Below are 22,603 nucleotides of genomic sequence, written 5' to 3'. Positions count from 1 at the left end.
CAATGCCAACGCCTGCCTGCGCGGCTGGAGCACGACCCTGCGAGCGGCCGATGCCCTGCACCTTGCCATCGCCAGCGGCCGTGGCGCGACCCTCTGCAGCCTGGATGCTCCGTTTGTGGCCGCGGCCCAACAGCTGGGCCTGGAGGCTGAACTCCTGGGAGCAGGCAGCAAGCCAGTCAGGGATTAAGTGCTGCGCTGGCGGGCAGCCCACACGTGCCTGGCCTAGCCGGGTTTGTAGTCGCACTCGGGCAGCTGCAGAAGCAGAGCGGGCAGTCCCTGATCGGGATCAAGACGCTCTCCCTCCGGCGTCGAGGTGGGGCGCATCAGGATCGGCCCTATTCAGATCGGGGGTTTGGGCAGAGTGATCAGAGAGGTTCGGTGCCTTCGCTGAGGATCGCCAGATAGGCGTCATAGGCGAACAGCCGATTACGACGCCCTCCAGTGATTTCCCGGGCGATGCCTAGGCCCGCCAGGGTTTCGATCGCCTTGCTGACCGTTGGAAAACTCAGCCCACTCAACTCCCTGAGCTGGTTGATGCTGGTGAGCGGTCGCTGGCGCAGGGTTCTGTAGCACTGCTGCACACTCACCCCGGAACGGCCTAGCCCCATCAATCGTGCCTCGTCGACGCGGAACAGCACCGGCAGGGTGTGCTCGCCCTCGGGCCCGCCGTGAATGAACTGCTCCAACGCGGCCTGCTCATGCAGGGTCTGCAGCGGAACTTCCAGCACCACAGGTGGCTTCGGTGGTAATGGCGCCGGCACGAATGCCCTCACAGCGCGCCGCATGGAGCCTCCCTGGGGAGAACCTTAAATACACCCTGACCTTATTCAAGGTAGGGCTCAATTCCTTGAATAAGGGCCGAGGCGCTCGAGGATCTACCGGTCAGCTGCTGATGATGCGGGTTCGATTCCCGCCGCCCGCTTAGTTAAAAGGTCTTTGTGGGCCAGTGTCCGCAGGGCTGTTGCGAGGTGGAGAATTAGCGAGGTAATGATTCAGCCGCGTACGGCTGTTCGCCGTACAATTAGCGGGTTAATTGCTAGGAAGCCGTGTCGCCGGTTGAGGCTGCGCTCCATGCGGCCATCGAAGTTATCGAAGAGCCCCGCTCGGCTCGCATGGACCAGCGCACCAAGCCTTCGGTAAAAGCCAGTATTGAGGCGGCCGCAGACCTTATGGGTGTCGAGGCCTCCGCCTTTGTGGTGATGGCGGCCTATACCCGTGCCCAGGAGCTGCTCAGCAGCAAGCAGCAGACCCTGCTCAACCAGATCGATCACCAGGCCCTGCTCTCCGCCCTCGACGAAGAAACCACGCCAACGAACGCCTTGCTCGAAGCCTGGCGGTTGCACGAGAACCAGGTCGTGCGCCCCTGATCCGGTGGCCTATCGGATCGAAGCCTTTGACCCTGGTATTCACGACACCAAGCACTTCCGTTGCGGCAGCGACAGCCAGGACAACTTCCTACGCCGCACTGCCAAGCGTCAGCAGCGTGATGGCTACACCAGGCTCTACGTGGCCACTGACGCCGCCCATGCAGGCGAATCTCGGGCCTGCCTGGGCTTCTACGCCATCAATGCCCATGCCATTGGTGTGGCCGATGTTCCCCCCGCTGCTGCGCTGCGAGCTCCTCGCTCCAGCCTGATCCCAGGCATTTATCTGAGCCACCTCGCTGTCGAACGGAGCCACCAGGGCAAGGGGCTGGGTCGCATCCTGCTGGTGGATGCCCTGCAGCAGAGCCAAAGGGCAGGTCAGATTCTGGGTGTACGGCTGATGCTGCTTGATGTGGCGGCTGATGCTGGGGAATCAAAACGGGCCCACCTCCAGCGCTTCTACCTATCGATGGGGTTCCGTCCCTTGCCAGGACGCCCGGAACGTTTGTTTATCTCTCTGCTTTCTCTTCCACCTCTGCAGTAGGGCCTGGCCCCTGCCTGAGCCCCGCCCGCTTTTAGAGCCTTACCCCCTGCATCAGTGGGGCTGCCATCAGTAGGACCAGGCTGCGGCTCTGAAGCGGGGCGCTTGGGGCGCGCCAGGGAATCGGCTCTTGGGGCAAATCTTCGCCGGCGGGCAGGGCTGTGTCGATCACCCGCACCCATCCGGATGGGCACACCGGCAGGTCGAAATGGATGGCTTTGCCATAGGCATTCATCCCGCACCACAACAGTGGCCCAGCAGGACTTTGGTTCAGGCTCCAGGCCAGGGTGTGGGACCAGCCAGCCCAGTCGGGTTGATTGATTTCCACCCCATGCCACTGGTGCCAGATCTCACCGGCCTGGGCCGGTTGGCGGGCGCCCCGTTCGGGGTGGGGTATTTCGGGATTGATCAGGCCCGCCAGGTGGGCCCGCAACCCCAAGAGCCGTTGCAGGAAGGTGTGTAGGGCCTGGTCGCTGGCGTTGGGTTGCCAGTGCATCCAGCCCATGGGGTTGTTTTGGCACCAGGTGTTGTTGTTGCCGCCTTGGCTACGCCGCACCTCATCGCCCATCAGGAGCATCGGCACGCCTGGGGCAAGCAGCAGGGAGCTGAGCAGGTTGCGCAGCAACCGCTCCCGCAGGGCCACGATGGCGGGGTCACAACTCGGTCCCTCGGCCCCCCAGTTGCCGCTGTTGTTGTGGTTGTCGCCGTCTCTGTTGTCTTCGCCGTTGGCCAGGTTGTGTTTGCGGCTGTAGCTGACCAGGTCGGCCAGGGTGAAGCCGTCGTGGGCGGTGAGGAACGTGATGCCCTGGCCGGGGCGCACGGGCCCCTTGGTGAATAGGTCTGGGCTGCCGAGAAGACGTTGGCCCATGGCCCAGCAGGATTTTTCATCGCCATTCCAGAAACGCCTGGTGTCGTCGCGGAAGCGGCCGTTCCAGGTGGAGACCCGCTTGGCGGGGAAGTCGGCCAATTTGTAGAGGCCACCGCAATCCCAGGGTTCGCTGATCAATTTGAGATCACTGAGGTCTGGGTCGGCCTCCATCGCCTCAAACAAAGGTGGGTTTTCGAGGGGGGTCAGGTCTTCGCCACGGCTAAGGGCAATGCCGAGGTCAAATCGGAAGCCATCCACCCCCAATTCGGTGGCCCAGCAGCGCAGCGATTCCAGAATTAGGCGCCTGGCCAGGGGCCGATTGGCGGCAATGGTGTTGCCGCAACCGCTCACGTCCTGGTAGTAGCCCTTGGCGTTTTGCTGGTAGTAGAGGCGGTCGCCAAACCCCCGCCAGCTGAGGGTGGGACCCGCCTGGTTGCCCTCGGTGGTGTGGTTGTAGACCACATCCACAATTACCTCCAGGCCGGCCTGGTGGCAGGCGCTCACCAGTTGGCGCATCTGCTGGCGGCCTTCGCAGGGGTTGTCACCCAGCAGGTAGCCGGGGTGGGGGGCCATCCAGCTCAAGGGGCTGTAGCCCCAGTAGTTCTGCCGACCTGCTGGAGCGTCATGGGGGCAGAAGGCCATCACCGGCAACAGCTCCAGCGTGGTGATGCCGAGTTTTTTGAGGTAGGGGATGGTGTCGATTAGGCCCAGCAGGCTGCCCTGGCGTTCCGCCGGCACGGGGCAGCCCTCGCCTTGGGTGAAGCCGCCCACGTGCAGCTCATAGATCACGCTTTTTTGCCAGCTGTGGCGCGGGCGTGGCGCGTTGGTGAAGTCGAAGCGATCCCGCTCTGTGACCACCCCCTTCAGGCAGCTGGCGGTGTTCGGGGTTGCCCCTACGGCCGCCCCCCGCTCGTAGCCCAGCCAGCCGGCAATTGCGCGGGCACAGGGATCGAGCAGCACCTTGGAGGGGTTGAAGCCGTGGCCACCGGGCTGCAAAGGGCCAAAAACTCGATAGCCGTAGCAGCTGCCAATGCCGACCTGCTCAACCTCCACGTGCCAGTGGTCGCCGGACCGATGGCTTTGGTCGAGCTCCACCACCCGCTCTGGCTCGCTGGCATCAGCGTGGGCAAAGAGCAGCAGTTCGATGTGGGTGGCCAGGGGCGCCACCACAGAAAAATTGACTCCCCGCGGAGTTGTGCTCGCCCCAAGCGGCCAGGGCTGTCCTACGTGGATGGGGGGGTGGGGAGCAGACAACAGGCCTGGCCTGGGGATCCCAATTTAGGCAAGCTCCAGCCGGTGCGACCCTGTTGTTGTGCAAACCCTTGCCTTAGATCCCGGCCGGCCGCCCCAACAGGTGCGCCCTGGCCTCTGGTTGTTTGCCCCCAGCCGCGATAGCCAGGGGGGCAGCAGCTGGTTGCTGGAAGCCGGGCAGATCGGCTGCAGCGGCGATTTGCTGGTGGATTGCCCCGGCTACACCGAGGCCAATTTGGCCTTTTTGCGCCAGCGCAGCTCTGAACAGGGGCCAGGAAGGCTGGTGCTGACAAGCCGGGAGGGCCACGGCCGCTGCCGCCGGCTGCAGGAGGCCCTGGGCTTGCAGGTGGTGGTGCAGGAGCAGGAGGCCTACCTGCTGCCAGGTATTGAGTCTTGCCTCACCTTTGCCGAAAAATACAGCCTGGGCCCAGGGCTAGAGCTGCTCTGGACCCCGGGGCCCACGCCGGGTGCATCTGTGTTGCACTGCCAGGTCGGGGAAGTCGATGGACTCTTCTGCGGGCGCCTGCTTTTGCCCGTCGCTCCGGGCCAGCTCCAGCCCCTGCGAACGGCCCGCACCTTCCACTGGCCGCGGCAACTTGCCAGCTTGTGGAGACTAACCAGCTGGCTACCCAGCAACAGTCCGCAATGGATTGCCTGCGGCGGCGCCCTGGGGGCGCTGCGGGGCGAGAAGCTGGTGCTCAATGGGGCAGAAGCCTTGGCCCAACTGGATTTGTCGGCTTAGGGGGGAGCAGTTAATTAGATCCAGGGCCGAATGGTTTCAGTTGCCTTTTTGCGGAAATTGTGACCAAAAGCACTGCTGTGACCCGCATTTGAGTTGCCGTCTTAGGTGAAGGCCCATACCATTGGCGCGCTGACAAACGGCTCACTAGCCCCCCAACAGGTTTCCCCCGTCCCATGAACAAAGCTGACCTCGTCAATCTCGTGGCCGCCCGCACCGAGTTGACCAAGACCGATGTTTCTCAAGTGGTTGATGCAGCAATCGAAACCATCATTGATTCCGTGGTCGAAGGCAAAAAGGTCTCGATCCTTGGTTTCGGCTCCTTCGAGCCCCGCGAGCGTTCTGCCCGTCAGGGCCTGAACCCTAAGACCGGCGAAAAGATCAAGATCCCCGCCAAGCGCGTGCCCGCCTTCACCGCCGGCAAGATGTTCAAGGACCGCGTTCAAGGCTGATTTAACCCTCTGGAAGCTTTAGCTCCCAGCCAGACCTAACTTCAAGCGGCCCCTTGGGGCCGCTTTTTTATGGCTTCTTTCTTGCCGCTGTTGCCCCAGCACCTCGCGGAACAGGTCTCGGCTGGTTTGCGGCAGCGTGAGCAGGGCTACCGGGGCCGCTTTGCCCCTTCCCCCACCGGTGCCATGCACTGCGGCAATCTGCGCACCGCCCTGCTCGGCTGGCTGGAGGCCCGGCTCCAGGGGGGAGCCTGGCTGCTCCGCATCGACGACCTCGACACCCCTCGCAATCGGCCTGGAGCCAGCGAGGCAATCCAGGCGGATTTGCTCTGGCTGGGCCTGGCCTGGGATGGATCCGTGCTCTGGCAAAGCGAGCGGCGGGGGATCTATGGCTCCGTGCTCTCAGGCCTGCGGCGCCAGGGCTGGCTTTATGGCTGCCGTTGTAGCCGCAGGATGTTGGCTGATATCTCCGCTCCCCATGGCCTGGGCGGCGTTTATCCAGGCAGCTGCCGGGAGCTGGCCCTGGGGTGGGGCATGGAGCAGGGGCGCTGCCCCAGCTGGCGACTGCGGCTGCCCGCCGGAGCTTTGTGCTGGCAGGAGCGCTACGGCCCACCCGGCGAACTGGATGGCCCCCAGGCCGTGGGGGATGTGGTGTTGCGGCGAGCCGATGGGTTTTTGGCCTATCACCTGGCCACGGCGGTGGATGAATTGGTCCTGGGCATCAGCGATGTGCTGCGGGGCTCCGATCTCTGGGGGGCAACGGCAGCCCAGGTGGCGGTGATGGCCCGGCTGGGGGCATCTCCTCCTCGCTACGGCCATCTGCCCCTCTGGCGCGATGGCCAGGGCCAGCGCCTCAGCAAGCGAGAGGGTTCTGAAGGCTTGGCCGGTTTGCGGGCCCAGGGCTTGGATGCCCCGGCCGTGGTGGGGCTGCTGGCCGCCAGCGCGGGGCTGGTGCCGCAAGGGGCCCGCCTCAGTGCGGCCGAACTGCTCCAGGAGCTGACCCCCAGCTGCCTCGATGCGTGCCTGAGAGCTTCTAGTGACGGCGCCGCTTCAGGCGCCAAGACTTAAGGAAGGTTTCGGGATCGGAGGGGCAAATTGCCGCCACACTGTGTGGAACGCAAAACACAGTCTGAATGGGGCGCAATTTCATGAACTCATGCAGCCATTGCGGCGGCAGCGGCAATCTCCGGCTCGGTGAGCAGAGCTACCGCACCTGCCTTGAGTGCCTAGGCCAGGGCCAGGTGCCTGGTTCCTACCCGGCGATGACCACAGCAGCGGTGCTGCAGGGGCGGCTGCCGAGGGTCAACGCTTCGCCTTCTTCTGTCGCCAGATAAAGAAAGTTGCCGTCGCCACAACCGCGGCCAGGGGGGCTGCCGTCAAAAGGAGCAGGATGACGGCGGTCCAGTCGGTGTACATCGCTGCAGGATCGAAGTCGGCGCCATCATCATTCATGCCTGTACTGCTGATTCCTCTGCTGCTTCTTGCTGGACTGTTTCCCTTGGCTGGGCTGTTGCCGGCAAGGGCCGGAGTGGTGTTTGACAACTGCCAATCCCTGCCTGGGGGTGCGGTGAGCTGTGATACCCGCCCAACCGGCAATACCCGCGATGATGACGAGGCAGCTCGCTATGGCCTGTTTGACCAGGCAAGCCCTGGCTGGAACGAGTTTGACCCAGAGGAGGGCTACAACTCAATGATGGGCTACAGCGGCTATTGAGTTGATTCCATGCATAAGCCCAATGGCAACCTGCGCATCGCCCTGGCACTTGTGGCCCTATTGGCGGCGGCGGTGTCGCTGCATGTCCAAGCCCTGCGGGTGCATGGGGTGAGGCCCCAGCGAGAGCTTCCTAGCACCAGACTCAAGCCAAGCCTTAATTCCAACGACAAAAAGGGCGGCACCCAGGGGGTGCGGATTTTTCGCCTCCTAAACGGCAGATGAGCCGTCAAATTTTTTCGCAACGTACTAATCGTCGTCTGGTTGCCCTGGCGGTAGGTACTGCCGCCACCATTTATGGGGGCAGCCCGATCTTTGCCCTGGCCGATTGCGGGCTGGCCCTGGCCCAGGGCAATGGGTCCAAGGTCAGCAGCTATATCGATTTCCCTGCCCTGCGCTCATCCCTAAAGGGCGAAGCCAGGCAGGTGGCCCTGTATCGGCTTAGCGGCCAGCAACAGCCAGGGGCAAATCCCTTGCTGGGCTTGGCGAACCTGGTGATGGGCCCGGTAGTTGATGCGGCGGTGGAAAGCTTGGCAACCCCGGATGGGATTAGGGCCAGGGTGAGTCAGCAGGCGGATCAAAATCCCAGGGCTGCCGATTCTCCATGGGGGTTGGCCCAGCTGTTGGCCAGCACGAGCATGGGTTACAGCTCTCCCAATAGGTTTGTGGTCAGGCTCAAGGATCGACAGCAACGACCCCTGGCCCTCACCCTGGCCCGCCAGGGTTTGGTTGGTTGGATGCTGGTGGCCATCGATTTGCCACCAGATGGCAGGTTTGAACCCTCCTGATGCCAGCTTTAGGAGGCTTGCTCTGGTTGCCCTGCTGGATCAAGGGCGATGTGGTTGAGCAGGGTTGTAGTGAAGGCAAAAAGTAAAAATGGCAGCGAAAGCACCAGGATGACGCCCACCGCCAGTAGGGCGAAGATCGGATTGTTTGCCCCCATCAGCGCTAGGGCGGTCGCCAGGCAGGCAAAGATCACGATCATCCAGATCAGGATTTGGCCGTAGATGTCCCCAAAGCTCAGGGTGCAGCGGAGCTGGTAGGCCTGATGGCGGTCCATGGGCTGGGGGGCTGGGGCTACCACAGCTAAGGAAGGACCAAGGCCCTTGAACCAATCCCTCAACAACTGTTTTCACTATTGATTGGCCAGCTGACTGCCGGATTGATGGCCCCACTGGTGGCCTGATTGATTTTCTGATTACTTGCCGCCGCCCCGATCTTGCCTAGCCTGGCCATGCCTTCCAGAAATGGGCGCCAACCAAAAATTGCCCCCAACAAACCATGACCACCCACGACCTGGGCCAGTTGGTGCTGCTGCTCCTGCCGGGGATGTTTCTCTCGGTGGCAGTGCTTGCCACCTTTGCCGCCGGCGGCTGAAGCCCCAATTTTGAGTGGGTCCTTCAACACATTCTTAAAACCGGCTCTGCTCTAACGGCAGGGCCTGCCTAGCCTGGTCCAGCTTCAAGCTTTTCGGCCTTGTCTTCCCTGCGGACGTCGGCAACTACAGCCTTGCTGGGCATAGCGATTGTTTTGCTCGGCCTTTGGGTTGGTAACAACGTTTCGATGCTGCCGGTGCAGGCCAGCAGCAATGCCCCCTTCTACGACGAGCTGTTTCGGGTGCTGTTCAGCATCGGCACAATGCTGTTTGTGGGGGTGTGCGGTCTGTTGATCTACAGCCTGGTGCGCTTTAGGCGCCGCAGTGGTGATATGGGTGACGGTTCCGCCGTCGAAGACAACCTGCCCCTGGAGATTGTCTGGACGGCAATTCCAGCGGTAGTCGTCTTGTTTGTGGGCCTGTACAGCTACAACATTTACGAGCGGATGGGCGGCATGAGCTCCCTCGGCGACCACGGCTCCATGCATGCCAGTGCTGGCAAAGAAGAGCGGGTTTGGGCTGGCATTGGCATGGCTTCTGGCGAGGCGGCCACCATGCAGGTTGATGTCACAGCGATGCAATTCGCCTTCATCTTCAGCTACCCCGATAGCAGCATCACCAGCGGTGAGCTGCATGTGCCGATGGGGCAGCCGGTGGAGCTGCATCTCAAGGCCAACGACGTGATTCACGCCTTCTGGGTGCCCCAATTCCGACTCAAGCAAGACGTCATCCCTGGACAGCCAACGGTGCTGTCGTTTACGCCCACCAAGGCCGGCACCTATCCGGTTATTTGCGCTGAATTATGCGGGCCGTACCACGGCGGCATGCGCACATCGGTGGTGGTGCAGGAACCCGATGCCTTTGAACAGTGGGTGCAGCAGAACAGCCCTAATCCAGTAGCCACCTAAGCCCTTCCCCCAGCCATGGCCTTCACCAGCTCCCAACCAGCTCCTTTGGCCCATGAAGCCGAGGGTGGTTGGCGTCGTTATTTCGGCTTCAGCCTCGATCACAAGGTGATTGGTATCCAATATCTGGTTACCAGTTTCTTTTTCTACTTTGTTGGTGGGGTGCTGGCGGGGATGATCCGCACCGAGCTGGCCACGCCGATTTCCGATTTTCTTGATCGTGAGTCGTACAACGAGGTTCTCACCCTCCACGGCACGGTGATGATTTTTCTGTGGATTGTGCCGGTGGTCAACGGTGCCTTTGGTAATTACCTAATCCCCTTTTATGTGGGTGCCCGCGACATGGTCTTCCCGCGCCTTAATGCGGTCGCATTTTGGCTGATTCCCCCGGCGGGGCTGATGTTGATTTCTAGCTACTTCATCACGGGTGCGGCCCAGTCGGGCTGGACCGCCTACCCACCCCTGAGCCTGACCACTCCCGCTGCAGGCCAGCTGATCTGGATATTCAGCGTGATACTTCTTGGGGGCAGTTCGATTCTGGGCGGCATTAATTTCATCGCCACTATCCTGAAGCTGCGTAGACCGGGCCTAAAGCTGATGCAGCTGCCGATGTATTGCTGGGCCATGCTGGGAACCAGCATTTTGGTGGTTCTTTCCACGCCAGTACTTGCGGGCACATTGATCTTGCTTGCTTTCGACATAGTTGCCCACACGGGCTTCTTTAATCCAGGCCTAGGCGGCAACGTGGTTGTGTACCAGCATCTTTTCTGGTTCTACTCGCACCCTGCCGTTTACATAATGGTGCTGCCGGCATTTGGCTTGGTCAGTGAAATATTGCCCGTGCATGCCCGCAAGCCCCTTTTTGGCTACACCACCATGGTGTATTCGATTATGGCAATTGTTTTTCTGGGCCTAATTGTTTGGGCCCACCACATGTTTACCAGTGGCACCCCTCCCTGGATGAGGTTGTTCTTCACGATTGCCACCGCCTTTATCGCCGTGCCCACGGGCATTAAATTCTTTAATTGGCTTGCGACCCTATGGGGAGGAAAGATTGCCCTCAATAGCGCAATGCTTTTTTCCTGTGCCTTCATTGTCAATTTTGTCTTGGGCGGCATCACCGGGGTTGCCTTGGCTCAAGTGCCTTTTGATGTCCATGTCCACGACACCTATTTTGTGGTGGCCCACTTCCACTACATCGTTTACGGAGGCACGGTCTTCGTGATCTTTGCTTCGGTTTACCACTGGTATCCGAAGTTCACCGGCAAGATGTTGGATGAAAAGCTGGGTTTACTGCACTTTGTGCTCACTTTCATCGGCTTCAATCTTTGCTTTGGCCCCCAGCATTGGCTCGGTATGAATGGCATGCCTCGCCGGGTAGCTGAGTATGACCCCCAATTCACCCTGTTGAACCAAATCAGCAGCGTCGGCGCCCTGCTGATGGCCCTCAGCACCCTGCCCTTCTTGATCAACGTGGTGATGAGCTACTACCGGGGCCAGGAGGCTGGAGACAATCCCTGGCGTGCCCTTACCCCTGAATGGCTCACCAGTTCACCGCCCCCCGTTGAAAACTGGCATGGGCCCGCCCCCCATGTGCTGCACCCTTACGGCTATGGCAAGGAGGTTTCACCATGACAACCATTGGCAGCACCAGTGAAACCCCCAGCTCTGGGTTGGATGCCTCCCTAGGGGGTGCTGGCCACGGGGAGCACGGAGAGCACGAGGAGCACGGTGATTTCCGGCTCTATGGCCTGGTTCTGTTCCTGGTGGCCGATGGCATGACCTTTGCGGGTCTGTTTGCCGCTTACCTCACCTTTCGCGCCGTAAACCCGCTGCCCCCCGGCGGGATTTATGAATTGGAGCTGCTCCTGCCCACCATCAATACGGTGCTGCTGGTGCTGAGTAGCTTCACTTTCCATCGCGCTGGCCGCCAGCTGCGGGCCGATGATTCGGCCGGTTGTCGCCTTTGGTTGGCGGTCACGATTGCCCTGGGGGTTGCCTTTCTGGCGAGCCAGATGCGTGAGTACTTCACCCTTCCCTTTGGCCTCACCAGCAACCTGTTCGCCAGCACCTTCTATGTGCTCACGGGCTTCCACGGCTTGCACGTCACCTTGGGGGTGATGCTGATGCTGATTGTTTTGTGGCAGGCACGCCCCGGTGGTTCAATCACCAGCCATAGCCATTTTGGCCTGGAGGCCGCAGAGCTCTACTGGCACTTCGTGGATGGCATCTGGGTGGTGCTGTTTGGGATCATCTACCTGCTGTAGTTTTGACCCTTGCTGCCCGCGAGTGCCATGTCTCTTGACCAGCTGAAGGCATTCATGGCCCGCATGCAAGCCGATGGGGCCCTCAAGCAGGAGGTGCTGGCTGGGGCCACGGCCGATGATGTGGCCCAGATTGCCAAGCGGCTGGGGTTTGAATTTTCAGGCGATGAACTCCTCCGCGCTTCCGGTAAGCGATTCGACCGGGTTACGGTGCGTAAAAACGACCTGCCTGGTGAATACAATTAATTGATGGCCACGCCTTTCAGCAACAAGGAGATCCCGATGATTAAGCTTTCGACGCCTAGCCAATTGGGCCGCATTTATGCAGCAGGTGTTGCAATGCTTTTGCCCGTAATTGGCTTAGCAGCGTCTCCCATGGTTGCCTTGGCAGGGGTGGCCAATCCTTCAGTCCTTTCCCTGCAGGGCATCACCTTTACGGTGAGTAGTAAGGGTGAAGGTTCCCAGCGAGATCTCACGATTAAAACCAAGGGCACTAAGAAGCCCTTGGCTCCAATCCAAACTACCATTGATGGATCAATCAGTGGGGTTGCGGTTGCCGATTTGAATTCGAATGGCCTGCCTGAGATCTATGTATTTGTCAGCGGGGCTGGTAGTGGCTCCTATGGCTCCGTGGTTGGTTATGCGGTGAATAGGGGGTCGGGCTCCATTACCCCAATCAACCTGCCGGAACTGGCCGGCAAGATGGCCGTTGGCTACATGGGGCATGACACCTTCAAGGTGGTTGAAAATCGCCTAACCCGCAGTTTCCCTGTTTACAGGCCTGGTGATATCAATGCCAAGCCAACGGGTGGCTCTAGGCAAATCAACTATCAATTGGTGGCAGGTGAGGCCTCTTGGCAACTGAAGCCCGTCTCGGTCTATTCGTTTAAGTGATCCTTAAGTGATCGATTAAATGGTCGCTATTAATTGATTTTTGGCCCCATGAAATTTCGTCCACTAGCCCTTACCTCCCTCGTGCTGTTCGGTGCGATGGTTGGTTGCTGGGTCGGGTTTAGGGCGATTGGTGGCCAGGTCGGCCGTGATGGCAGCCTTCGGGAGCCATTTGTACTGGTGCCCCTGGGGTATCTCGCCGGTGCTGCAGGGCTTGTCTGCCTGGGGGCTGCCGGGGCCAACCTCCGCCACGATTCCCGCAAAGATTCCCGCAAAGATTGACGAACCCAGGCCCCTGATGTTCCCAACCCTGCTGCTGGGCCAGTCGTTCCTATTGGCCGCCCTGGCTACTCCCCGCCTTCTGCCAGTAAAAGAGCCCCCCACGATCCAGGCCCAGGCCCTCGATCTGATGCGTCTTGGCAAGGAAGAAAGCTCCCCCGGCCTGCGCCGCCGTTACCTGCAGGCGGCCAGCGATTTTCTTTTTCGCTATTGGAGTGAAAGGGCCGCCGGCCAAGGGGTCAGCCTGGTTAAACCCCAGTTGTTGTTTGAGGGAGAACGACTTAGCGGCTGTGGTGGTGCTGAGGTGAAGCACCCCACGGCCCTCTATTGCACCAAGAGCCAGGAAATTGCCATGGCCCTCGACCTGCGCCGAGCTGTCAAGGCTGCCCGCGGACTGGGCGAGCAGGAGTTGTTATCGATGGATCTGGCGGTGCTTGCCCACGAATGGGGACACCATGCCAATAGGAGTTTGGGTCTTGGCCCCTACAAAAGTGGCTTTTCCCTCACGGTGAAACAGGAGGAATTGGCGGCAGATTGGCGCACGGGCCAGGTATTGGGTTCGCTGCTGGGTTACGGCGCCATGGACATCGATGGCTTTACCCGCAGTGCCAATTTGATGTTTGAGCTCGGTGATTACGAGTTCATTGCCCCTGGCCACCACGGCTACCCGAAGGAGCGTTTTGAGGCCCTTGCCGCAGGGCTTGCGAAGGAGCTCACCCCTGGCCAACGCCTTGGTACCTGGAGCTTTGATACCCGTGAAACCTTTAGTAGGCCATTGGCTGATTCCGGCAATGGCGAGTTTTTAGCAACCGGAAGAAAGCTCTATGAGGTGCAGCGTTTTGAGATCGACCGCACTAATCAGGTGGCAACCAACTTGATCGGCGGTGTGCTCGGAGCGATGAGCTGTATCTGGGGTTCGAGGGATCAATGTCTTGGCATGGCGATGCAGCAGGGTAAGGGCCGCGCCTATGGCCGATATGTGAGCGCTCGCTTGTCTTTGGATTGCATCAGCGGTCGTTTTGACGTCACCGAAGACGGCTTTGAGGCCCAGCCCATTGACCGCGATGGCAAGCGTCAGGCCGCCTTGCTGGCCCAGCGAGACTGCCAGCCATAGTTATGGTCTTTGCAATGGATGGGCGCTGATGGCGGTTCAAGTTCTCAGTGAATCCCAGCGCCGTAAGTGGGACTCCAGCGAAGACCAGCTTTTCTACGCCCAGCCGCGCTTTGTGCAGCACCTTGACGGCTCCTTTCGCCAGCGGTTAACCCAGCTATATCAAGACCGCATTCCAGCTCGAGCTGTGGTGCTTGATCTGATGTCTAGCTGGGTATCCCATTTACCCGAAGATGGCGTTTATGAACGGGTAATTGGCCATGGTCTCAATGAGCAGGAGTTGGTTGCCAATAAGCGTTTGGATAGCCATTGGCTGCAAAATCTCAACCTCAACCAAGAAATTCCCCTGAAGAGTGAGAGTGTTGATGTGACGCTGATTGTGGCGGGTTGGCAATATCTTCAGTATCCAGAAGCTGTGGCGGCGGAGCTGCTGCGGATCACCCGCCCGGGCGGAATGGTGATCGTTTCTTTCTCAAATCGCATGTTTTTTACCAAGGCGCCCCAGGTGTGGGCCGATGGCAGTGATAAGGACCATCTCTCATATGTGGGTGAGGTTCTGTTGGCCCAGGGCTGGTCGAAGCCTGAGTTTCTGGCTGAACAAACCCGGGCGCAGGGATTAAAGGGTTTAGTGGGTGGAAATGGAGATCCCTTTTTCTCCGTTATTGCTACTAAGTCTTAATGGATATTTCGCCACTTTTATTGCCAAGTGCAGGCCAGCTGTTGGCCCTCGAGGATCAGGCTCGGCACCTGGGTACGGGTCTGCAGGCAGCGCAATTGCAGGGCTGTTGGCAGCTGGAGGTGGTTTGGCCGAAGGGCAGTCAACGGGCCTCAGCCTTCAGCGGCTGGCTGTTGCGCGGTTTGGCGGCCAGGCTTGAGATCGATCTAGACGGCGATGGCCTGTTGCTCTGCAACGCCGTGAACCTTGGCGCTTTGGAGCTCCGCTTTCGCGGCCGAGGCCGCTTGCAGGGCCGCCGACCGCTGCTGCTTTTCAGCTTTGATCGGCTGGAGCTGGGCCTGGGGGGGAGGGTTTTGCTTCAGCGCGAATTGCCCGCGCCCGCTGCGAAGCGGATGCCCTTCTTCGCCTTAATCAGCCGAGATACACAGGGCTTGCTGGCAGCACGGGGCCGCGGTGGCGGATTGGCCCTGTGGCGGCTGATGCCAGGGTCCGGTGGCTGATGCCCAAAGATTGGTGCCTGGTTAGCAGGCAACCAAGGGTTGAATCTGTTCTAGCTCTGCTGACAATTCGACCACGGCCACCTCAGTGTCGTGGGCTGCCTGGGCCCGTAACCAGTAGCCGGGGCTGAGGCCGAGATAGCGGCACAGGCGCAGATCGGTGTCGGCTGTTATTGCGCGCTGGCCACCAACGATTTCGCTGATGCGGGAAGCCGGTACGCCTATGGCCTTTGCCAGCCGGTACTGACTGACACCTAGGGGCTGGAGGAACTCTTCGTTGAGTAGTTCACCAGGGGTTATGGGGGGAAGGCGGTCCATGGTGGGATTAGTTGTCGATTCGACTACGGATTGGCTTCACAGCTGAAGTTCTCCCACTCGCCGCGCCGCTGGGAGAAATCGGGGTGGTTGGGATCGATGGCCTGCCACCACCAGCGGCCATCGCTGTAGCTGGGAATGCCAGCGTTGTTGGTGCGGGGCAGCTGCAGGCTCAGCTCGCGCCACTGCAGAACGATGAAGGCCCCAGGCACGGTGCCTGCATTGCTATTTGGAATTCCCGTCGCATCCACCGCGCCCATGTGCTCCTCGGCCGTCAGCGCTTCCCCTTCGCATAGGTATTGCGTTGGAGCAGCGGCAAGCGCCGTTGGTGCGGCTATCAGGCTGACCAGCGGCACTACTAGCGGCAGTAGCAGCGCCAGGAGAAAGGCCAACAGCTGGGTCACGGCGTTGGGGTGGCGATGGTCAGGATGGAGAAATGACCATGGTGCTCGTGTACGACGGCGGCTGCCCCTTTTGCCGTCATTTTGCCCTGCGCAGTGAGCTGGTGGGCGGGATGCCTGGGCTCGAAATTCGAGACGGCCGCGCTGATCACGTCCTACGCAGCCGGCTCAAGCAGCGTGGCCTGGATCTGGCCCTTGGCGCGGTGCTCCTCGATGGGGATCAGGCCTGGCATGGGGCAGCGGCGATTGCTGAACTGTGCCGCTGCATGGCCCCCAGTGACCCTTTGCTGCAGCTGCTCAGCCAACTATTTAGCGCCCCCAAGCGAGCCCAGAACCTCTATCCCCTATTGCTCTGGGCCCGGCGAACCGCCCTGCATTTGAAAGGTCTGCCGGTGGACCCGGATCAGGCGGGTGTTTAAAGACTCTCGGCTCCGGGGGCCGGAGCTATGGCTTGTAGTGCGCTCGGCTAAGCCATCCAGGGCATTCAGGGCTTCCAGCTGCCGACTGCGCCAATCGACACAACGCCTAAGGAAATTGCGCACAAGCTTTTTTATTGAGGTCTGCTTCTTCATGCCTTCCATTCTCTGACCTGCCTTTAATTCTGCTGAGCCACCACGGCGCTACGGCTTGTCGTCATCGGCCAGGGCTAGGGCTGCTAGCAGGCCGCCGGCGAAGCCGCTGAGGTGGCCAATCCAGCTGACGCCTGGCGGTGAAAAAATTGGCAGCAGGCTTGGCAGCACTCCTGCGTAGGCGATTAGGGCAAGTACCGACAGAACCAGCGATAGGGGGCGCTTCTCCAGCCAGCCAATTATGAGCAGGTAGCCCAGTAGGCCATAGACCACCCCGGAAAGGCCATGGCTGCCGTTCGGCCAGAACAGCCACACGGGAATGGCAGTGGCATACACCCCTAGCCACACGGCCAGGTAGGCGCGCCGGCCGCGCAGCAGCACCAGCCAAGACAGGGGCAGAAAGGTCAGGGAATTGGCCAGCAGGTGGCCGAAACCGCCGTGGCTGAAGGGCGCGGTGAGCACCCCGAGAAACGATCCCCCAGGGACCATCGGCAGGTTCCACTTGCCGCCGAACAGCAGCTGATCCACTAACTCCTGTAGCCAGGGAATCACCAGGATCAACGGCGGGATCAGAAGGTTGATGCCGGCCCTGGCGATCCAGCGATCCAGCCGCTGGGGCAGGGAGTCTTTCATGGCGCCGTAAGGGTGCAGCTCAGCATGGCAAGGGCCGCCACCTCTCCGCTGCTCACAGCCCGCGCAGGGGCTCCAGCTCGCCGCGGCTGTGCAGCTCGGTCAGGGCGTCGTAGCCGCCGATGGCCACGCCATCGATGAACAATTGGGGTACGGACCCTCCGCCAGTCGCCTCGATCTCCTGGAAGGGGATGCCCAGGGTGCGCAGCATGCGCAGGGCCCGGCGCGAGAAGGGGCAACCGGGCAGGGTGGCGATCTCCACCCGGGGCCGCATCTGGGTGGCACCCGCAGCAGGGCTGGGGCTTTCCTCGAGCAGGCCCACCAGCAGGTCGGCGCCGCGAAGCACCAGGGTGCCGTGCTCGAGGTGGCCGCCCCACACCTGGCATTCGGCATCGGAGAAGCTCAGGTGCAGGTGCACACCCCCAGGCGAGAGGGTGCCCTGCAAGGTGATGATCTCCAGCTCGCCCTGGAGCAGGGTGGGCGCGGTTTTGCCAGGGCAGGCGAAGGCCGCCCGGGAGAGGTTGCCCACCACACTGAGCACGAAGCCACTGGCCTGGTGCTCGAGCGCCAGCTGCTCAAGGCTGCGGCGCACATCGCTGCCGGCTTCGAGGTGGAGCGGCAGGGCACGCATGGCGGGCGGCAAGGCATGGAGGCCGAAAGGTTACGCCGGCTTCATGCTGGAGCGGTTGCACGGTTGCCATGTCTGCTGATCCGGCCCTGGCCTGCCTGAAGTTGGCGGTGGTGGGGCACGTCGAGTGGGTGAGTTTTGTGGCAGTGGAGCAGCTGCCGATTGCGGGCAGCATCAGCCATGCCTCCGCCTATTTGGAAGAGCCGGCTGGAGGCGGTGCCGTGGTGGCGGTGCAACTGGCCCGTCTTACGGGCCGGCGGGTGCCCTTTTTTACGGCCCTCGGCCGGGATGCGGTGGGCGAACAGGCCGTTGCCCGCCTCAGCGAACTGGGCCTGGAGATGCACGTGGCCTGGCGTGATCAACCAACCCGCCGGGGCATCAGTTTTGTGGACCGGCTGGGTGAGCGCACGATCACCGTGATCGGCGAGCGCCTGACGCCGGTGGCAGCCGACCCCCTGCCCTGGGGCAATTTGGCAGGGTGTGATGGTGTCTTCTTGACCGCCGCCGATGCGGTAGCGCTGCAGCATGCCCGCCGCGCCAAGTTGCTTGCGGCAACGCCCAGGCTGGGGCTGCCACTGCTGGAGGCCAGTGGTGTGCAATGCGATGCCCTGATCGGCAGTGCCCTCGACCCCGGCGAGCAGGTGCCGGAAGGTTCCCTTACCCGGCCACCGCGACTGCGGATCGCCACCGAAGGAGCAGCCGGCGGCTGGTGTCAGCCCGGCGGCCGTTTTGCGGCGGTAGCGCTCACGTCGGAGCCGGTGGATAGCTACGGCTGCGGCGACAGCTTTGCTGCCGGGGTGACGGCCGGTTTGGCGGCGGGCTGGCCCGTGGCCCAGGCCCTCGCCCTCGGGGCCCGCTGTGGCGCTGACTGTGCGGTGCAGTTTGGGCCCTATGCCCCGGCCAGTGTTCCACCATGGGATGGCAGCCCCGGCTCCGGCAAAGGTGTCTAACGAACGGCAGAACCAGCGCCCCGATCCGATTGAACTGCTGATCAACCAGGAAGTTCAGCGCTTGCCCTGGCTCTTGCCGGAGCGCCATAGCCGCATGGCCCAAAGCCCCTTTGCCTTTTACCGGGGGACGGCGGCGGTTATGGCTTCTGACTTAGGCCGTCAGCCCCACTCCGGCCTGATGGTGCAGCTCTGTGGTGATGCCCACCTGATGAATTTCGGGTTCTTTGCATCGTCCGAACGGCAACTGCTGTTTGACATCAACGACTTTGATGAAACCTATCCAGGCCCGTTTGAGTGGGATCTGCAGCGGCTGGCGGCCAGCTTGATACTCGCGGCCCGCAGTTTGGGCTTGGGCGATCAGAAACAGCAAAAGATTTGTCGCCGCAGCATTCGGGCCTATGGCGAGGCAATGGCCAATTTTGCTGCCATGCCGTTCATCGAGATGTATGTGATGCGGCTCGATGTGGAGAGATTGATTGCTGAACACAGCAGCTCCCTCCAGCAGCATTTGGTCGATGTGATGGCGGCCGCCAAAAGGCGCGACAGTCGCCAGGCCGTGCGCAAGCTCTGCGTTAGCGGCAGTGATGGGGAGCTGCGCTTTCGCCATGATCCACCCCTGATCTGGCGTTATGAAGAGCTGTCTGAGCAGTGGGGCGGCGGGGCAATCTTTCAGCAGCGCTTTGATGTGATGTACGAGCAGTATTTGTCAAATATCCGTCCGGAGATGAGGCGGGTGATGTCGCAGTTTCGCTTTGTAGATGCAGCGCTCAAGGCGGTGGGCGTCGGATCAGTTGGCACCCGCTGTGCCGTTGGGGTGCTTGTGGGCAGCCATCCCGACGATGTTTTGGTGTTGCAGGGCAAGCAAGCCGAGCCATCGGTCCTGGCGCCCTACCTCCCCAAGGGCGGCCCTGAGCACCAGGGCCAACGGGTGGTGGAGGGTCAGCGCTTGATGCAAACCGCGAGCGATGCCTTCCTAGGCTGGACAACTACGCCAGAGGGGCTTCATATCTACTGGCGCCATTTCCGCGACTGGAAAGGGTCTGTTGATGTGACCTGCCTGGATGCCGATGGGCTGAGTGATTACGGCCGTTTCTGCGGCTGGACCCTGGCCAAGGCCCATGCCCGTTCAGGCGATCGCCGGGCAATCAGTGCCCATATCGGAGAACCTAAATTATTTGCCAAGGCTTTGGTTGGGCAGGCTTTGTGCCATGCCGATCAGGCAGAAGCTGATTACCAGATGCTGCTTCAGGCCATCGGCGATGGGCGCCTGCAGCAAAGTGGGCAGCAATCCCCCCAGCCCTGATCGCCATGCCCCTGATTCAGCGCGACACCCCCTATCCCCATTGGGAGTTCAGTGATCCCAGCAGCGGCGACCTACTGCGGGTGGTGCCGGAGCGGGGCGGCTTGATCAGCGGCTGGCGTTGCGGTGATCGGGAGGTGGTCTACCTAGATCTGGAGCGCTTCCTCGATCCGGCCCAATCGGTGCGGGGCGGCTTCCCGGTGTTGTTTCCAATTACCGGTGGCCTGCCAAACAACGAATTGCCCCTGCCCCAGGGCACCTTCACGATTGGTCAGCACGGTTTTGCGCGCCAGTTGCCCTGGCAGATGGAACCCCTCGCCGATGGTCGGGGCGTGCAACTGCAGTTAAGCGACACCCCAGAAACCCTGGCGGCCTATCCCTTTGCTTTCCTGCTCAGCATGGAGGTGCGGCTTGCCGCCGGCGCCCTCGAAATAAACACCACGGTCACCAACCGCAGCGAAGCACCGATGCCCTTCAGCTTCGGCCTGCATCCCTATTTCAACCTCTCAAGCCTGGAGGGCGTGAGCTTTGAGGGGCTGCCCGATGGGTGCCTCAATCACCTGACCATGGCCCCTGCTTCCACGGCAGAGCAGATGCAACGCCTGGCCACGGGCATTGATCTGCTGGTGCGGCCCACGGGCCCGGTGCGCCTGGTGGATGGGGCCGCTGGCACCAGCCTCGAGCTGCAGCCCAGCCACCCCTTTGATTTGGTGGTGCTTTGGACCGAGCCACCCAGGCCGATGGTTTGCATCGAACCCTGGAGTGGCCCCCGTCAATCTTTGTTGAGCGGTGATCGCAAGATCGAATTGGCTCCAGGGGCCAGCACCGAACTAAACACCCGCTATGCCCTGGGCCAGGTCTGAGGCGCGGTGCCTTGGATAAACTTGTCGTCTGAGTGGATTTTATCAATCCGGACTTGCCGAAAGCAGCATGAACAAAGTCGTGCTTCCTATTGCCGCTGGTTTAATGCTGATCCTGTTTGGTCAGCACCTGGCTGGGGCTTTCGTGATGGGCATTACTGTGATCTTTGGCCTGAGGCTGCTGGAGCAGCAGTTTGCTGAAAGGGCTGTTGTTGGTCACCATGGGAATAGCCCAAGGGATCTAATTATTGTTCGCAGCCTTGATGGTGCGGGCACCTTTTTGCAGCAGTTCACGGGTTCTTTCTTTGCCTGCATGTTCTGGATGACCCAGGGCAATCTTGGACTGACAACAGCGGCCCACTGGATTGGGGCATCTCAAACCGGTTTAGCGGCGGCTGCAATTCTGCAGATCATCCAGCAGGTGCCCCAGCTTTCACCCCTTCTAAAGGGGCGTTGGTGCGCATTTGTCGTTACCTCGTTGGTTGTTTCAAGCGTGGATCGTTGTATCCACCCCGGTCATTTTGGCGGTCCCCTTACCGAAGCTCTCCTTACGGGGATGTCGGCCTATGGCCTGAACCTTGCGATGGATGGCGGCTACGAACTGTTCCTGGCCCTGCTCAAGCTCTAAGTAAATGTTGGCTTTAGGGGGTTGGCAGGCGTGTCGGCTTCAAGAAGCGGCAACACCCTCGCAGTCACCATCGCCATGACATCTGCTGAAGCCCGCTCGATGAACGATGCTTTTCTAGATCGCCAGTCAAGGCTTTTAATCTGATCCGAAAGAACAACTCCACCCACTACATATCCATCGGGGAGCCGTACTTCAAAAGGGTATCCCTTGATCTTTGAAGTTACAGGGCAAAATAAGGCCAGCCCGACCTTTGCATTGTAGTTCTTAGGAGATATAACAAGTGCTGGCCTCCTTCCACGTTGTTCACTTCCTGCCTGTGGTGTGAACTCCAGCCACACCAAATCACCACGATCTGGCACGTAGGAAGACATCAGAATGCTTCAGCCCCTACGGCATCACCTGAGTCAATGGACGAGTGGATGTTGTCTCCGGTGACGCCTGCAAGAAGATCCGCAAGCCTCAGCCGACTTGGCGCGGAGCGCCTCAAGACCATCTCACCATCCTTCGCGGTGAGGCTGACCTCCGCACCAGCTCCCAGGCCCAGCTCTTCAGCTATGCCCCGTGGAATCCTTACGCCAAGGCTGTTTCCCCATTTTTGAACCTTTGTTTGCATGCCCAGTAAGCGGCTATACACGGACTATACAGCTTCCTTGAGCGGTTTCTGGTCCCTGGGTAGAGGGTCTTGACGGCAGCGGCCAAGCTCCGGAAATATTCCACGGAGGGAATGCTGGATGTGGCATGTCTGTCAGACCGCTGTCTTCGAAGACTGGTGGGGCGAGCTCAGAGAGCAGGCGTAGGGCGATGTGACGGCCATCGTGGAGCTGCTTCAGGAGATGGGCCCCCAGCTGCGTGTGTTCTATGCCTTCGATCCAACTCGCAGCGCTGTCCTGCTGAATCGGGGTAATCCCACAGCTCCGAACGGCGCGAGCGCATTGAGCAGCGCAAGGATCAGCTGCGGCACGAGATGACCCTTGCGCAACTTCGTCCAGGCCATGGGAGGCGAGCTGGAAGTGAGGGCTGTTTTCCCTGGCCGCGCCATTGAGATCAGCACCTTTTCCTCTCTGGTAGGCAAGCCGGCTAAATCGCGCGATGGCAAAAAGAAACAGCAAATGGTTGAGGCGTAGAGATCACTCTTCTGGCGCGATGCTGGCCCGGCCACCAGGCATCCGCATGTATTGGCAGATTGCCTAATACATGGGTGGTATTGGCTGAACTGGGCCGGCGGCTGATACCTCGATTGATGGCGCTGCCGCTTTCGTAACCGCGCCGCGCCATTGAAACGCCCCCTGTGTGATTCGAACACACGACCGGCTGCTTAGAAGGCAGCTGCTCTATCCAGCTGAGCTAAGGGAGCAGGCTGGCCGATGGCCAAGCCATTGGCATTGTGCCAGTGCCCTTTAC

General features: G+C 60.8%; 34 protein-coding genes and 1 tRNA gene. 25 read left to right on the top strand and 10 right to left on the bottom strand.

The annotated features are described in order from the left end of the window. On the top strand, positions 1 to 187 hold a 187-nt coding region (locus KBY58_RS09775), incomplete at its 5' end, for a hypothetical protein (RefSeq protein WP_255004152.1). A 178-nt stretch (positions 188 to 365) separates the two neighbouring features. Here KBY58_RS09775 and KBY58_RS09770 read toward each other — a convergent pair. Then, positions 366 to 728 carry a hypothetical protein gene (locus tag KBY58_RS09770; RefSeq protein WP_255004150.1) on the bottom strand — a complete coding sequence of 121 codons (363 nt, stop codon included), beginning with the start codon at positions 726 to 728 and terminating at the stop codon, positions 366 to 368. Between the two features lie 318 nt (positions 729 to 1,046). Between KBY58_RS09770 and KBY58_RS09765 the strand changes: the two genes are divergently transcribed. Together KBY58_RS09765 and KBY58_RS09760 are read left to right on the top strand one after the other, a co-directional pair. Beyond that, entirely contained in the window at positions 1,047 to 1,367 is a 321-nt protein-coding gene (locus tag KBY58_RS09765) for a DUF1778 domain-containing protein (RefSeq protein ID WP_255004148.1), read from the top strand. A gap of 4 nt (positions 1,368 to 1,371) precedes the next feature. Continuing rightward, positions 1,372 to 1,908: a GNAT family N-acetyltransferase gene (locus KBY58_RS09760; protein ID WP_255004147.1), complete on the top strand. Its 537-nt coding sequence runs from the start codon at positions 1,372 to 1,374 to the stop codon at positions 1,906 to 1,908. A gap of 31 nt (positions 1,909 to 1,939) precedes the next feature. Here the strand turns inward: KBY58_RS09760 and KBY58_RS09755 are convergent, their stop codons facing one another. Further along, positions 1,940 to 4,006, bottom strand: coding sequence for a glycogen debranching protein (locus KBY58_RS09755; RefSeq protein WP_255004153.1), 2,067 nt, complete (start codon positions 4,004 to 4,006; stop codon positions 1,940 to 1,942). A gap of 79 nt (positions 4,007 to 4,085) precedes the next feature. On the opposite strand from KBY58_RS09755, the gene KBY58_RS09750 reads away from it, so the two are divergent. From KBY58_RS09750 to KBY58_RS09720, 7 genes are all read left to right on the top strand, one after another. Beyond that, positions 4,086 to 4,766, top strand: a complete 681-nt coding sequence (locus tag KBY58_RS09750) for an MBL fold metallo-hydrolase (protein ID WP_255004146.1) — start codon at positions 4,086 to 4,088, stop codon at positions 4,764 to 4,766. A gap of 173 nt (positions 4,767 to 4,939) precedes the next feature. Next, on the top strand, positions 4,940 to 5,215 hold the full coding sequence (locus KBY58_RS09745; protein WP_006911342.1) for an HU family DNA-binding protein: 276 nt from the start codon (positions 4,940 to 4,942) through the stop codon (positions 5,213 to 5,215). Between the two features lie 69 nt (positions 5,216 to 5,284). Further along, the gene (gluQRS, locus tag KBY58_RS09740) at positions 5,285 to 6,280 is read left to right on the top strand and encodes a tRNA glutamyl-Q(34) synthetase GluQRS (protein WP_255004144.1); all 996 of its coding nucleotides are present in this window, start codon (positions 5,285 to 5,287) and stop codon (positions 6,278 to 6,280) included. Between the two features lie 80 nt (positions 6,281 to 6,360). Further along, on the top strand, positions 6,361 to 6,546 hold the full coding sequence (locus tag KBY58_RS09735; RefSeq protein ID WP_255004143.1) for a hypothetical protein: 186 nt from the start codon (positions 6,361 to 6,363) through the stop codon (positions 6,544 to 6,546). Positions 6,547 to 6,662: 116 nt separating this feature from the next. Further along, positions 6,663 to 6,926 (top strand): hypothetical protein, encoded by a 264-nt coding sequence (locus KBY58_RS09730; RefSeq protein ID WP_254932788.1) that lies wholly within the window; start codon positions 6,663 to 6,665, stop codon positions 6,924 to 6,926. A gap of 9 nt (positions 6,927 to 6,935) precedes the next feature. Continuing rightward, complete coding sequence (locus KBY58_RS09725) at positions 6,936 to 7,148, top strand: hypothetical protein (RefSeq protein WP_255004142.1); 213 nt, start codon at positions 6,936 to 6,938, stop codon at positions 7,146 to 7,148. Further along, complete coding sequence (locus KBY58_RS09720; RefSeq protein ID WP_255004141.1) at positions 7,145 to 7,711, top strand: DUF2939 domain-containing protein; 567 nt, start codon at positions 7,145 to 7,147, stop codon at positions 7,709 to 7,711. The genes KBY58_RS09725 and KBY58_RS09720 overlap by 4 nt, the downstream gene beginning before the upstream one ends. Positions 7,712 to 7,719: 8 nt before the next feature. Here the strand turns inward: KBY58_RS09720 and KBY58_RS09715 are convergent, their stop codons facing one another. Continuing rightward, the gene (locus tag KBY58_RS09715; protein ID WP_254932791.1) at positions 7,720 to 7,983 is read right to left on the bottom strand and encodes a hypothetical protein; all 264 of its coding nucleotides are present in this window, start codon (positions 7,981 to 7,983) and stop codon (positions 7,720 to 7,722) included. Between the two features lie 416 nt (positions 7,984 to 8,399). Between KBY58_RS09715 and coxB the strand changes: the two genes are divergently transcribed. The 9 genes from coxB to KBY58_RS09670 all read left to right on the top strand — a co-directional run bounded on the left by coxB (position 8,400) and on the right by KBY58_RS09670 (position 14,924). After that, positions 8,400 to 9,206: a cytochrome c oxidase subunit II gene (gene coxB / locus KBY58_RS09710; protein ID WP_255004140.1), complete on the top strand. Its 807-nt coding sequence runs from the start codon at positions 8,400 to 8,402 to the stop codon at positions 9,204 to 9,206. A 15-nt stretch (positions 9,207 to 9,221) separates the two neighbouring features. Next, positions 9,222 to 10,838: a cytochrome c oxidase subunit I gene (gene ctaD / locus KBY58_RS09705; protein WP_254932793.1), complete on the top strand. Its 1,617-nt coding sequence runs from the start codon at positions 9,222 to 9,224 to the stop codon at positions 10,836 to 10,838. Next, on the top strand, positions 10,835 to 11,470 hold the full coding sequence (locus KBY58_RS09700) for a heme-copper oxidase subunit III (protein WP_254932794.1): 636 nt from the start codon (positions 10,835 to 10,837) through the stop codon (positions 11,468 to 11,470). Before ctaD ends, KBY58_RS09700 begins: the two co-directional genes overlap by 4 nt. Before the next feature lie 27 nt (positions 11,471 to 11,497). Next, on the top strand, positions 11,498 to 11,713 hold the full coding sequence (locus tag KBY58_RS09695; RefSeq protein ID WP_254932795.1) for a Nif11-like leader peptide family natural product precursor: 216 nt from the start codon (positions 11,498 to 11,500) through the stop codon (positions 11,711 to 11,713). A gap of 129 nt (positions 11,714 to 11,842) precedes the next feature. Continuing rightward, on the top strand, positions 11,843 to 12,361 hold the full coding sequence (locus tag KBY58_RS09690; protein WP_255004138.1) for a hypothetical protein: 519 nt from the start codon (positions 11,843 to 11,845) through the stop codon (positions 12,359 to 12,361). A gap of 48 nt (positions 12,362 to 12,409) precedes the next feature. Beyond that, on the top strand, positions 12,410 to 12,640 hold the full coding sequence (locus tag KBY58_RS09685; RefSeq protein ID WP_255004136.1) for a DUF3955 domain-containing protein: 231 nt from the start codon (positions 12,410 to 12,412) through the stop codon (positions 12,638 to 12,640). A gap of 16 nt (positions 12,641 to 12,656) precedes the next feature. After that, positions 12,657 to 13,751 (top strand): zinc peptidase, encoded by a 1,095-nt coding sequence (locus KBY58_RS09680; protein WP_255004135.1) that lies wholly within the window; start codon positions 12,657 to 12,659, stop codon positions 13,749 to 13,751. Between the two features lie 28 nt (positions 13,752 to 13,779). Continuing rightward, entirely contained in the window at positions 13,780 to 14,427 is a 648-nt protein-coding gene (locus tag KBY58_RS09675) for a class I SAM-dependent methyltransferase (RefSeq protein WP_255004134.1), read from the top strand. Between the two features lie 41 nt (positions 14,428 to 14,468). Next, on the top strand, positions 14,469 to 14,924 hold the full coding sequence (locus KBY58_RS09670; protein WP_315858051.1) for a hypothetical protein: 456 nt from the start codon (positions 14,469 to 14,471) through the stop codon (positions 14,922 to 14,924). 21 nt (positions 14,925 to 14,945) lie between these two features. On the opposite strand, the gene KBY58_RS09665 is transcribed toward KBY58_RS09670, so the two are convergent. Continuing rightward, positions 14,946 to 15,239 carry a HigA family addiction module antitoxin gene (locus KBY58_RS09665; protein WP_255004131.1) on the bottom strand — a complete coding sequence of 98 codons (294 nt, stop codon included), beginning with the start codon at positions 15,237 to 15,239 and terminating at the stop codon, positions 14,946 to 14,948. Between the two features lie 23 nt (positions 15,240 to 15,262). Beyond that, a complete protein-coding gene (locus KBY58_RS09660) occupies positions 15,263 to 15,640 on the bottom strand; it encodes a hypothetical protein (protein WP_254932799.1) in 378 nt (125 codons plus the stop codon). Positions 15,641 to 15,672: 32 nt separating this feature from the next. Between KBY58_RS09660 and KBY58_RS09655 the strand changes: the two genes are divergently transcribed. Beyond that, a complete protein-coding gene (locus tag KBY58_RS09655) occupies positions 15,673 to 16,056 on the top strand; it encodes a DUF393 domain-containing protein (RefSeq protein WP_255004129.1) in 384 nt (127 codons plus the stop codon). Positions 16,057 to 16,257: 201 nt separating this feature from the next. Here KBY58_RS09655 and KBY58_RS09650 read toward each other — a convergent pair whose 3' ends face one another. After that, positions 16,258 to 16,839 (bottom strand): rhomboid family intramembrane serine protease, encoded by a 582-nt coding sequence (locus KBY58_RS09650; RefSeq protein ID WP_255004127.1) that lies wholly within the window; start codon positions 16,837 to 16,839, stop codon positions 16,258 to 16,260. A 52-nt stretch (positions 16,840 to 16,891) separates the two neighbouring features. Continuing rightward, positions 16,892 to 17,467, bottom strand: a complete 576-nt coding sequence (locus tag KBY58_RS09645) for a PCC domain-containing protein (RefSeq protein WP_255004126.1) — start codon at positions 17,465 to 17,467, stop codon at positions 16,892 to 16,894. Between the two features lie 68 nt (positions 17,468 to 17,535). Between KBY58_RS09645 and KBY58_RS09640 the strand changes: the two genes are divergently transcribed. The 4 genes from KBY58_RS09640 to KBY58_RS09625 all read left to right on the top strand — a co-directional run bounded on the left by KBY58_RS09640 (position 17,536) and on the right by KBY58_RS09625 (position 21,202). Further along, positions 17,536 to 18,414, top strand: coding sequence for a PfkB family carbohydrate kinase (locus tag KBY58_RS09640; protein ID WP_255004125.1), 879 nt, complete (start codon positions 17,536 to 17,538; stop codon positions 18,412 to 18,414). After that, positions 18,407 to 19,717: a DUF2252 domain-containing protein gene (locus KBY58_RS09635; protein ID WP_255004124.1), complete on the top strand. Its 1,311-nt coding sequence runs from the start codon at positions 18,407 to 18,409 to the stop codon at positions 19,715 to 19,717. The genes KBY58_RS09640 and KBY58_RS09635 overlap by 8 nt, the downstream gene beginning before the upstream one ends. Before the next feature lie 5 nt (positions 19,718 to 19,722). Then, on the top strand, positions 19,723 to 20,577 hold the full coding sequence (locus KBY58_RS09630) for a galactose mutarotase (protein WP_255004123.1): 855 nt from the start codon (positions 19,723 to 19,725) through the stop codon (positions 20,575 to 20,577). 67 nt (positions 20,578 to 20,644) lie between these two features. Next, positions 20,645 to 21,202, top strand: a complete 558-nt coding sequence (locus KBY58_RS09625) for a hypothetical protein (protein ID WP_255004122.1) — start codon at positions 20,645 to 20,647, stop codon at positions 21,200 to 21,202. On the opposite strand, the gene mazF is transcribed toward KBY58_RS09625, so the two are convergent. Together mazF and KBY58_RS09615 are read right to left on the bottom strand one after the other, a co-directional pair. Beyond that, on the bottom strand, positions 21,199 to 21,573 hold the full coding sequence (gene mazF / locus KBY58_RS09620) for an endoribonuclease MazF (protein WP_255004121.1): 375 nt from the start codon (positions 21,571 to 21,573) through the stop codon (positions 21,199 to 21,201). The genes KBY58_RS09625 and mazF overlap by 4 nt on opposite strands. After that, positions 21,573 to 21,815 carry an AbrB/MazE/SpoVT family DNA-binding domain-containing protein gene (locus KBY58_RS09615; protein WP_255004120.1) on the bottom strand — a complete coding sequence of 81 codons (243 nt, stop codon included), beginning with the start codon at positions 21,813 to 21,815 and terminating at the stop codon, positions 21,573 to 21,575. Before KBY58_RS09615 ends, mazF begins: the two co-directional genes overlap by 1 nt. 358 nt (positions 21,816 to 22,173) lie before the next feature. Here KBY58_RS09615 and KBY58_RS09610 point away from each other — a divergent pair, with 358 nt between their 5' ends. Continuing rightward, positions 22,174 to 22,326 carry a hypothetical protein gene (locus KBY58_RS09610; protein WP_254932810.1) on the top strand — a complete coding sequence of 51 codons (153 nt, stop codon included), beginning with the start codon at positions 22,174 to 22,176 and terminating at the stop codon, positions 22,324 to 22,326. A 156-nt stretch (positions 22,327 to 22,482) separates the two neighbouring features. Here the strand turns inward: KBY58_RS09610 and KBY58_RS09605 are convergent. Beyond that, a tRNA-Arg gene (locus KBY58_RS09605) sits at positions 22,483 to 22,556 on the bottom strand. Positions 22,557 to 22,603 lie beyond the last annotated feature (47 nt).

This window comes from Cyanobium sp. HWJ4-Hawea (assembly GCF_024345815.1).
Taxonomy (GTDB): Bacteria; Cyanobacteriota; Cyanobacteriia; order PCC-6307; family Cyanobiaceae; genus Cyanobium_A.
This window is presented reverse-complemented; position numbering and strand designations above follow the sequence as displayed.

Coding starts and splice junctions, on each gene's coding strand:
- KBY58_RS09745 (WP_006911342.1), top strand. CDS start 4,940: ATGAACAAAGCTGACCTCGTCAATCTCGTGGCCGCCCGCACCGAGTTG.
- gluQRS (WP_255004144.1), top strand. CDS start 5,285: ATGGCTTCTTTCTTGCCGCTGTTGCCCCAGCACCTCGCGGAACAGGTC.
- KBY58_RS09735 (WP_255004143.1), top strand. CDS start 6,361: ATGAACTCATGCAGCCATTGCGGCGGCAGCGGCAATCTCCGGCTCGGT.
- KBY58_RS09730 (WP_254932788.1), top strand. CDS start 6,663: ATGCCTGTACTGCTGATTCCTCTGCTGCTTCTTGCTGGACTGTTTCCC.
- KBY58_RS09725 (WP_255004142.1), top strand. CDS start 6,936: ATGCATAAGCCCAATGGCAACCTGCGCATCGCCCTGGCACTTGTGGCC.
- KBY58_RS09720 (WP_255004141.1), top strand. CDS start 7,145: ATGAGCCGTCAAATTTTTTCGCAACGTACTAATCGTCGTCTGGTTGCC.
- KBY58_RS09715 (WP_254932791.1), bottom strand. CDS start 7,983: ATGGACCGCCATCAGGCCTACCAGCTCCGCTGCACCCTGAGCTTTGGG.
- ctaD (WP_254932793.1), top strand. CDS start 9,222: ATGGCCTTCACCAGCTCCCAACCAGCTCCTTTGGCCCATGAAGCCGAG.
- KBY58_RS09700 (WP_254932794.1), top strand. CDS start 10,835: ATGACAACCATTGGCAGCACCAGTGAAACCCCCAGCTCTGGGTTGGAT.
- KBY58_RS09695 (WP_254932795.1), top strand. CDS start 11,498: ATGTCTCTTGACCAGCTGAAGGCATTCATGGCCCGCATGCAAGCCGAT.
- KBY58_RS09690 (WP_255004138.1), top strand. CDS start 11,843: ATGGTTGCCTTGGCAGGGGTGGCCAATCCTTCAGTCCTTTCCCTGCAG.
- KBY58_RS09685 (WP_255004136.1), top strand. CDS start 12,410: ATGAAATTTCGTCCACTAGCCCTTACCTCCCTCGTGCTGTTCGGTGCG.
- KBY58_RS09680 (WP_255004135.1), top strand. CDS start 12,657: ATGTTCCCAACCCTGCTGCTGGGCCAGTCGTTCCTATTGGCCGCCCTG.
- KBY58_RS09675 (WP_255004134.1), top strand. CDS start 13,780: ATGGCGGTTCAAGTTCTCAGTGAATCCCAGCGCCGTAAGTGGGACTCC.
- KBY58_RS09665 (WP_255004131.1), bottom strand. CDS start 15,239: ATGGACCGCCTTCCCCCCATAACCCCTGGTGAACTACTCAACGAAGAG.
- KBY58_RS09655 (WP_255004129.1), top strand. CDS start 15,673: ATGACCATGGTGCTCGTGTACGACGGCGGCTGCCCCTTTTGCCGTCAT.
- KBY58_RS09650 (WP_255004127.1), bottom strand. CDS start 16,839: ATGAAAGACTCCCTGCCCCAGCGGCTGGATCGCTGGATCGCCAGGGCC.
- KBY58_RS09645 (WP_255004126.1), bottom strand. CDS start 17,467: ATGCGTGCCCTGCCGCTCCACCTCGAAGCCGGCAGCGATGTGCGCCGC.
- KBY58_RS09640 (WP_255004125.1), top strand. CDS start 17,536: ATGTCTGCTGATCCGGCCCTGGCCTGCCTGAAGTTGGCGGTGGTGGGG.
- KBY58_RS09630 (WP_255004123.1), top strand. CDS start 19,723: ATGCCCCTGATTCAGCGCGACACCCCCTATCCCCATTGGGAGTTCAGT.
- KBY58_RS09625 (WP_255004122.1), top strand. CDS start 20,645: ATGAACAAAGTCGTGCTTCCTATTGCCGCTGGTTTAATGCTGATCCTG.
- mazF (WP_255004121.1), bottom strand. CDS start 21,573: ATGTCTTCCTACGTGCCAGATCGTGGTGATTTGGTGTGGCTGGAGTTC.
- KBY58_RS09615 (WP_255004120.1), bottom strand. CDS start 21,815: ATGCAAACAAAGGTTCAAAAATGGGGAAACAGCCTTGGCGTAAGGATT.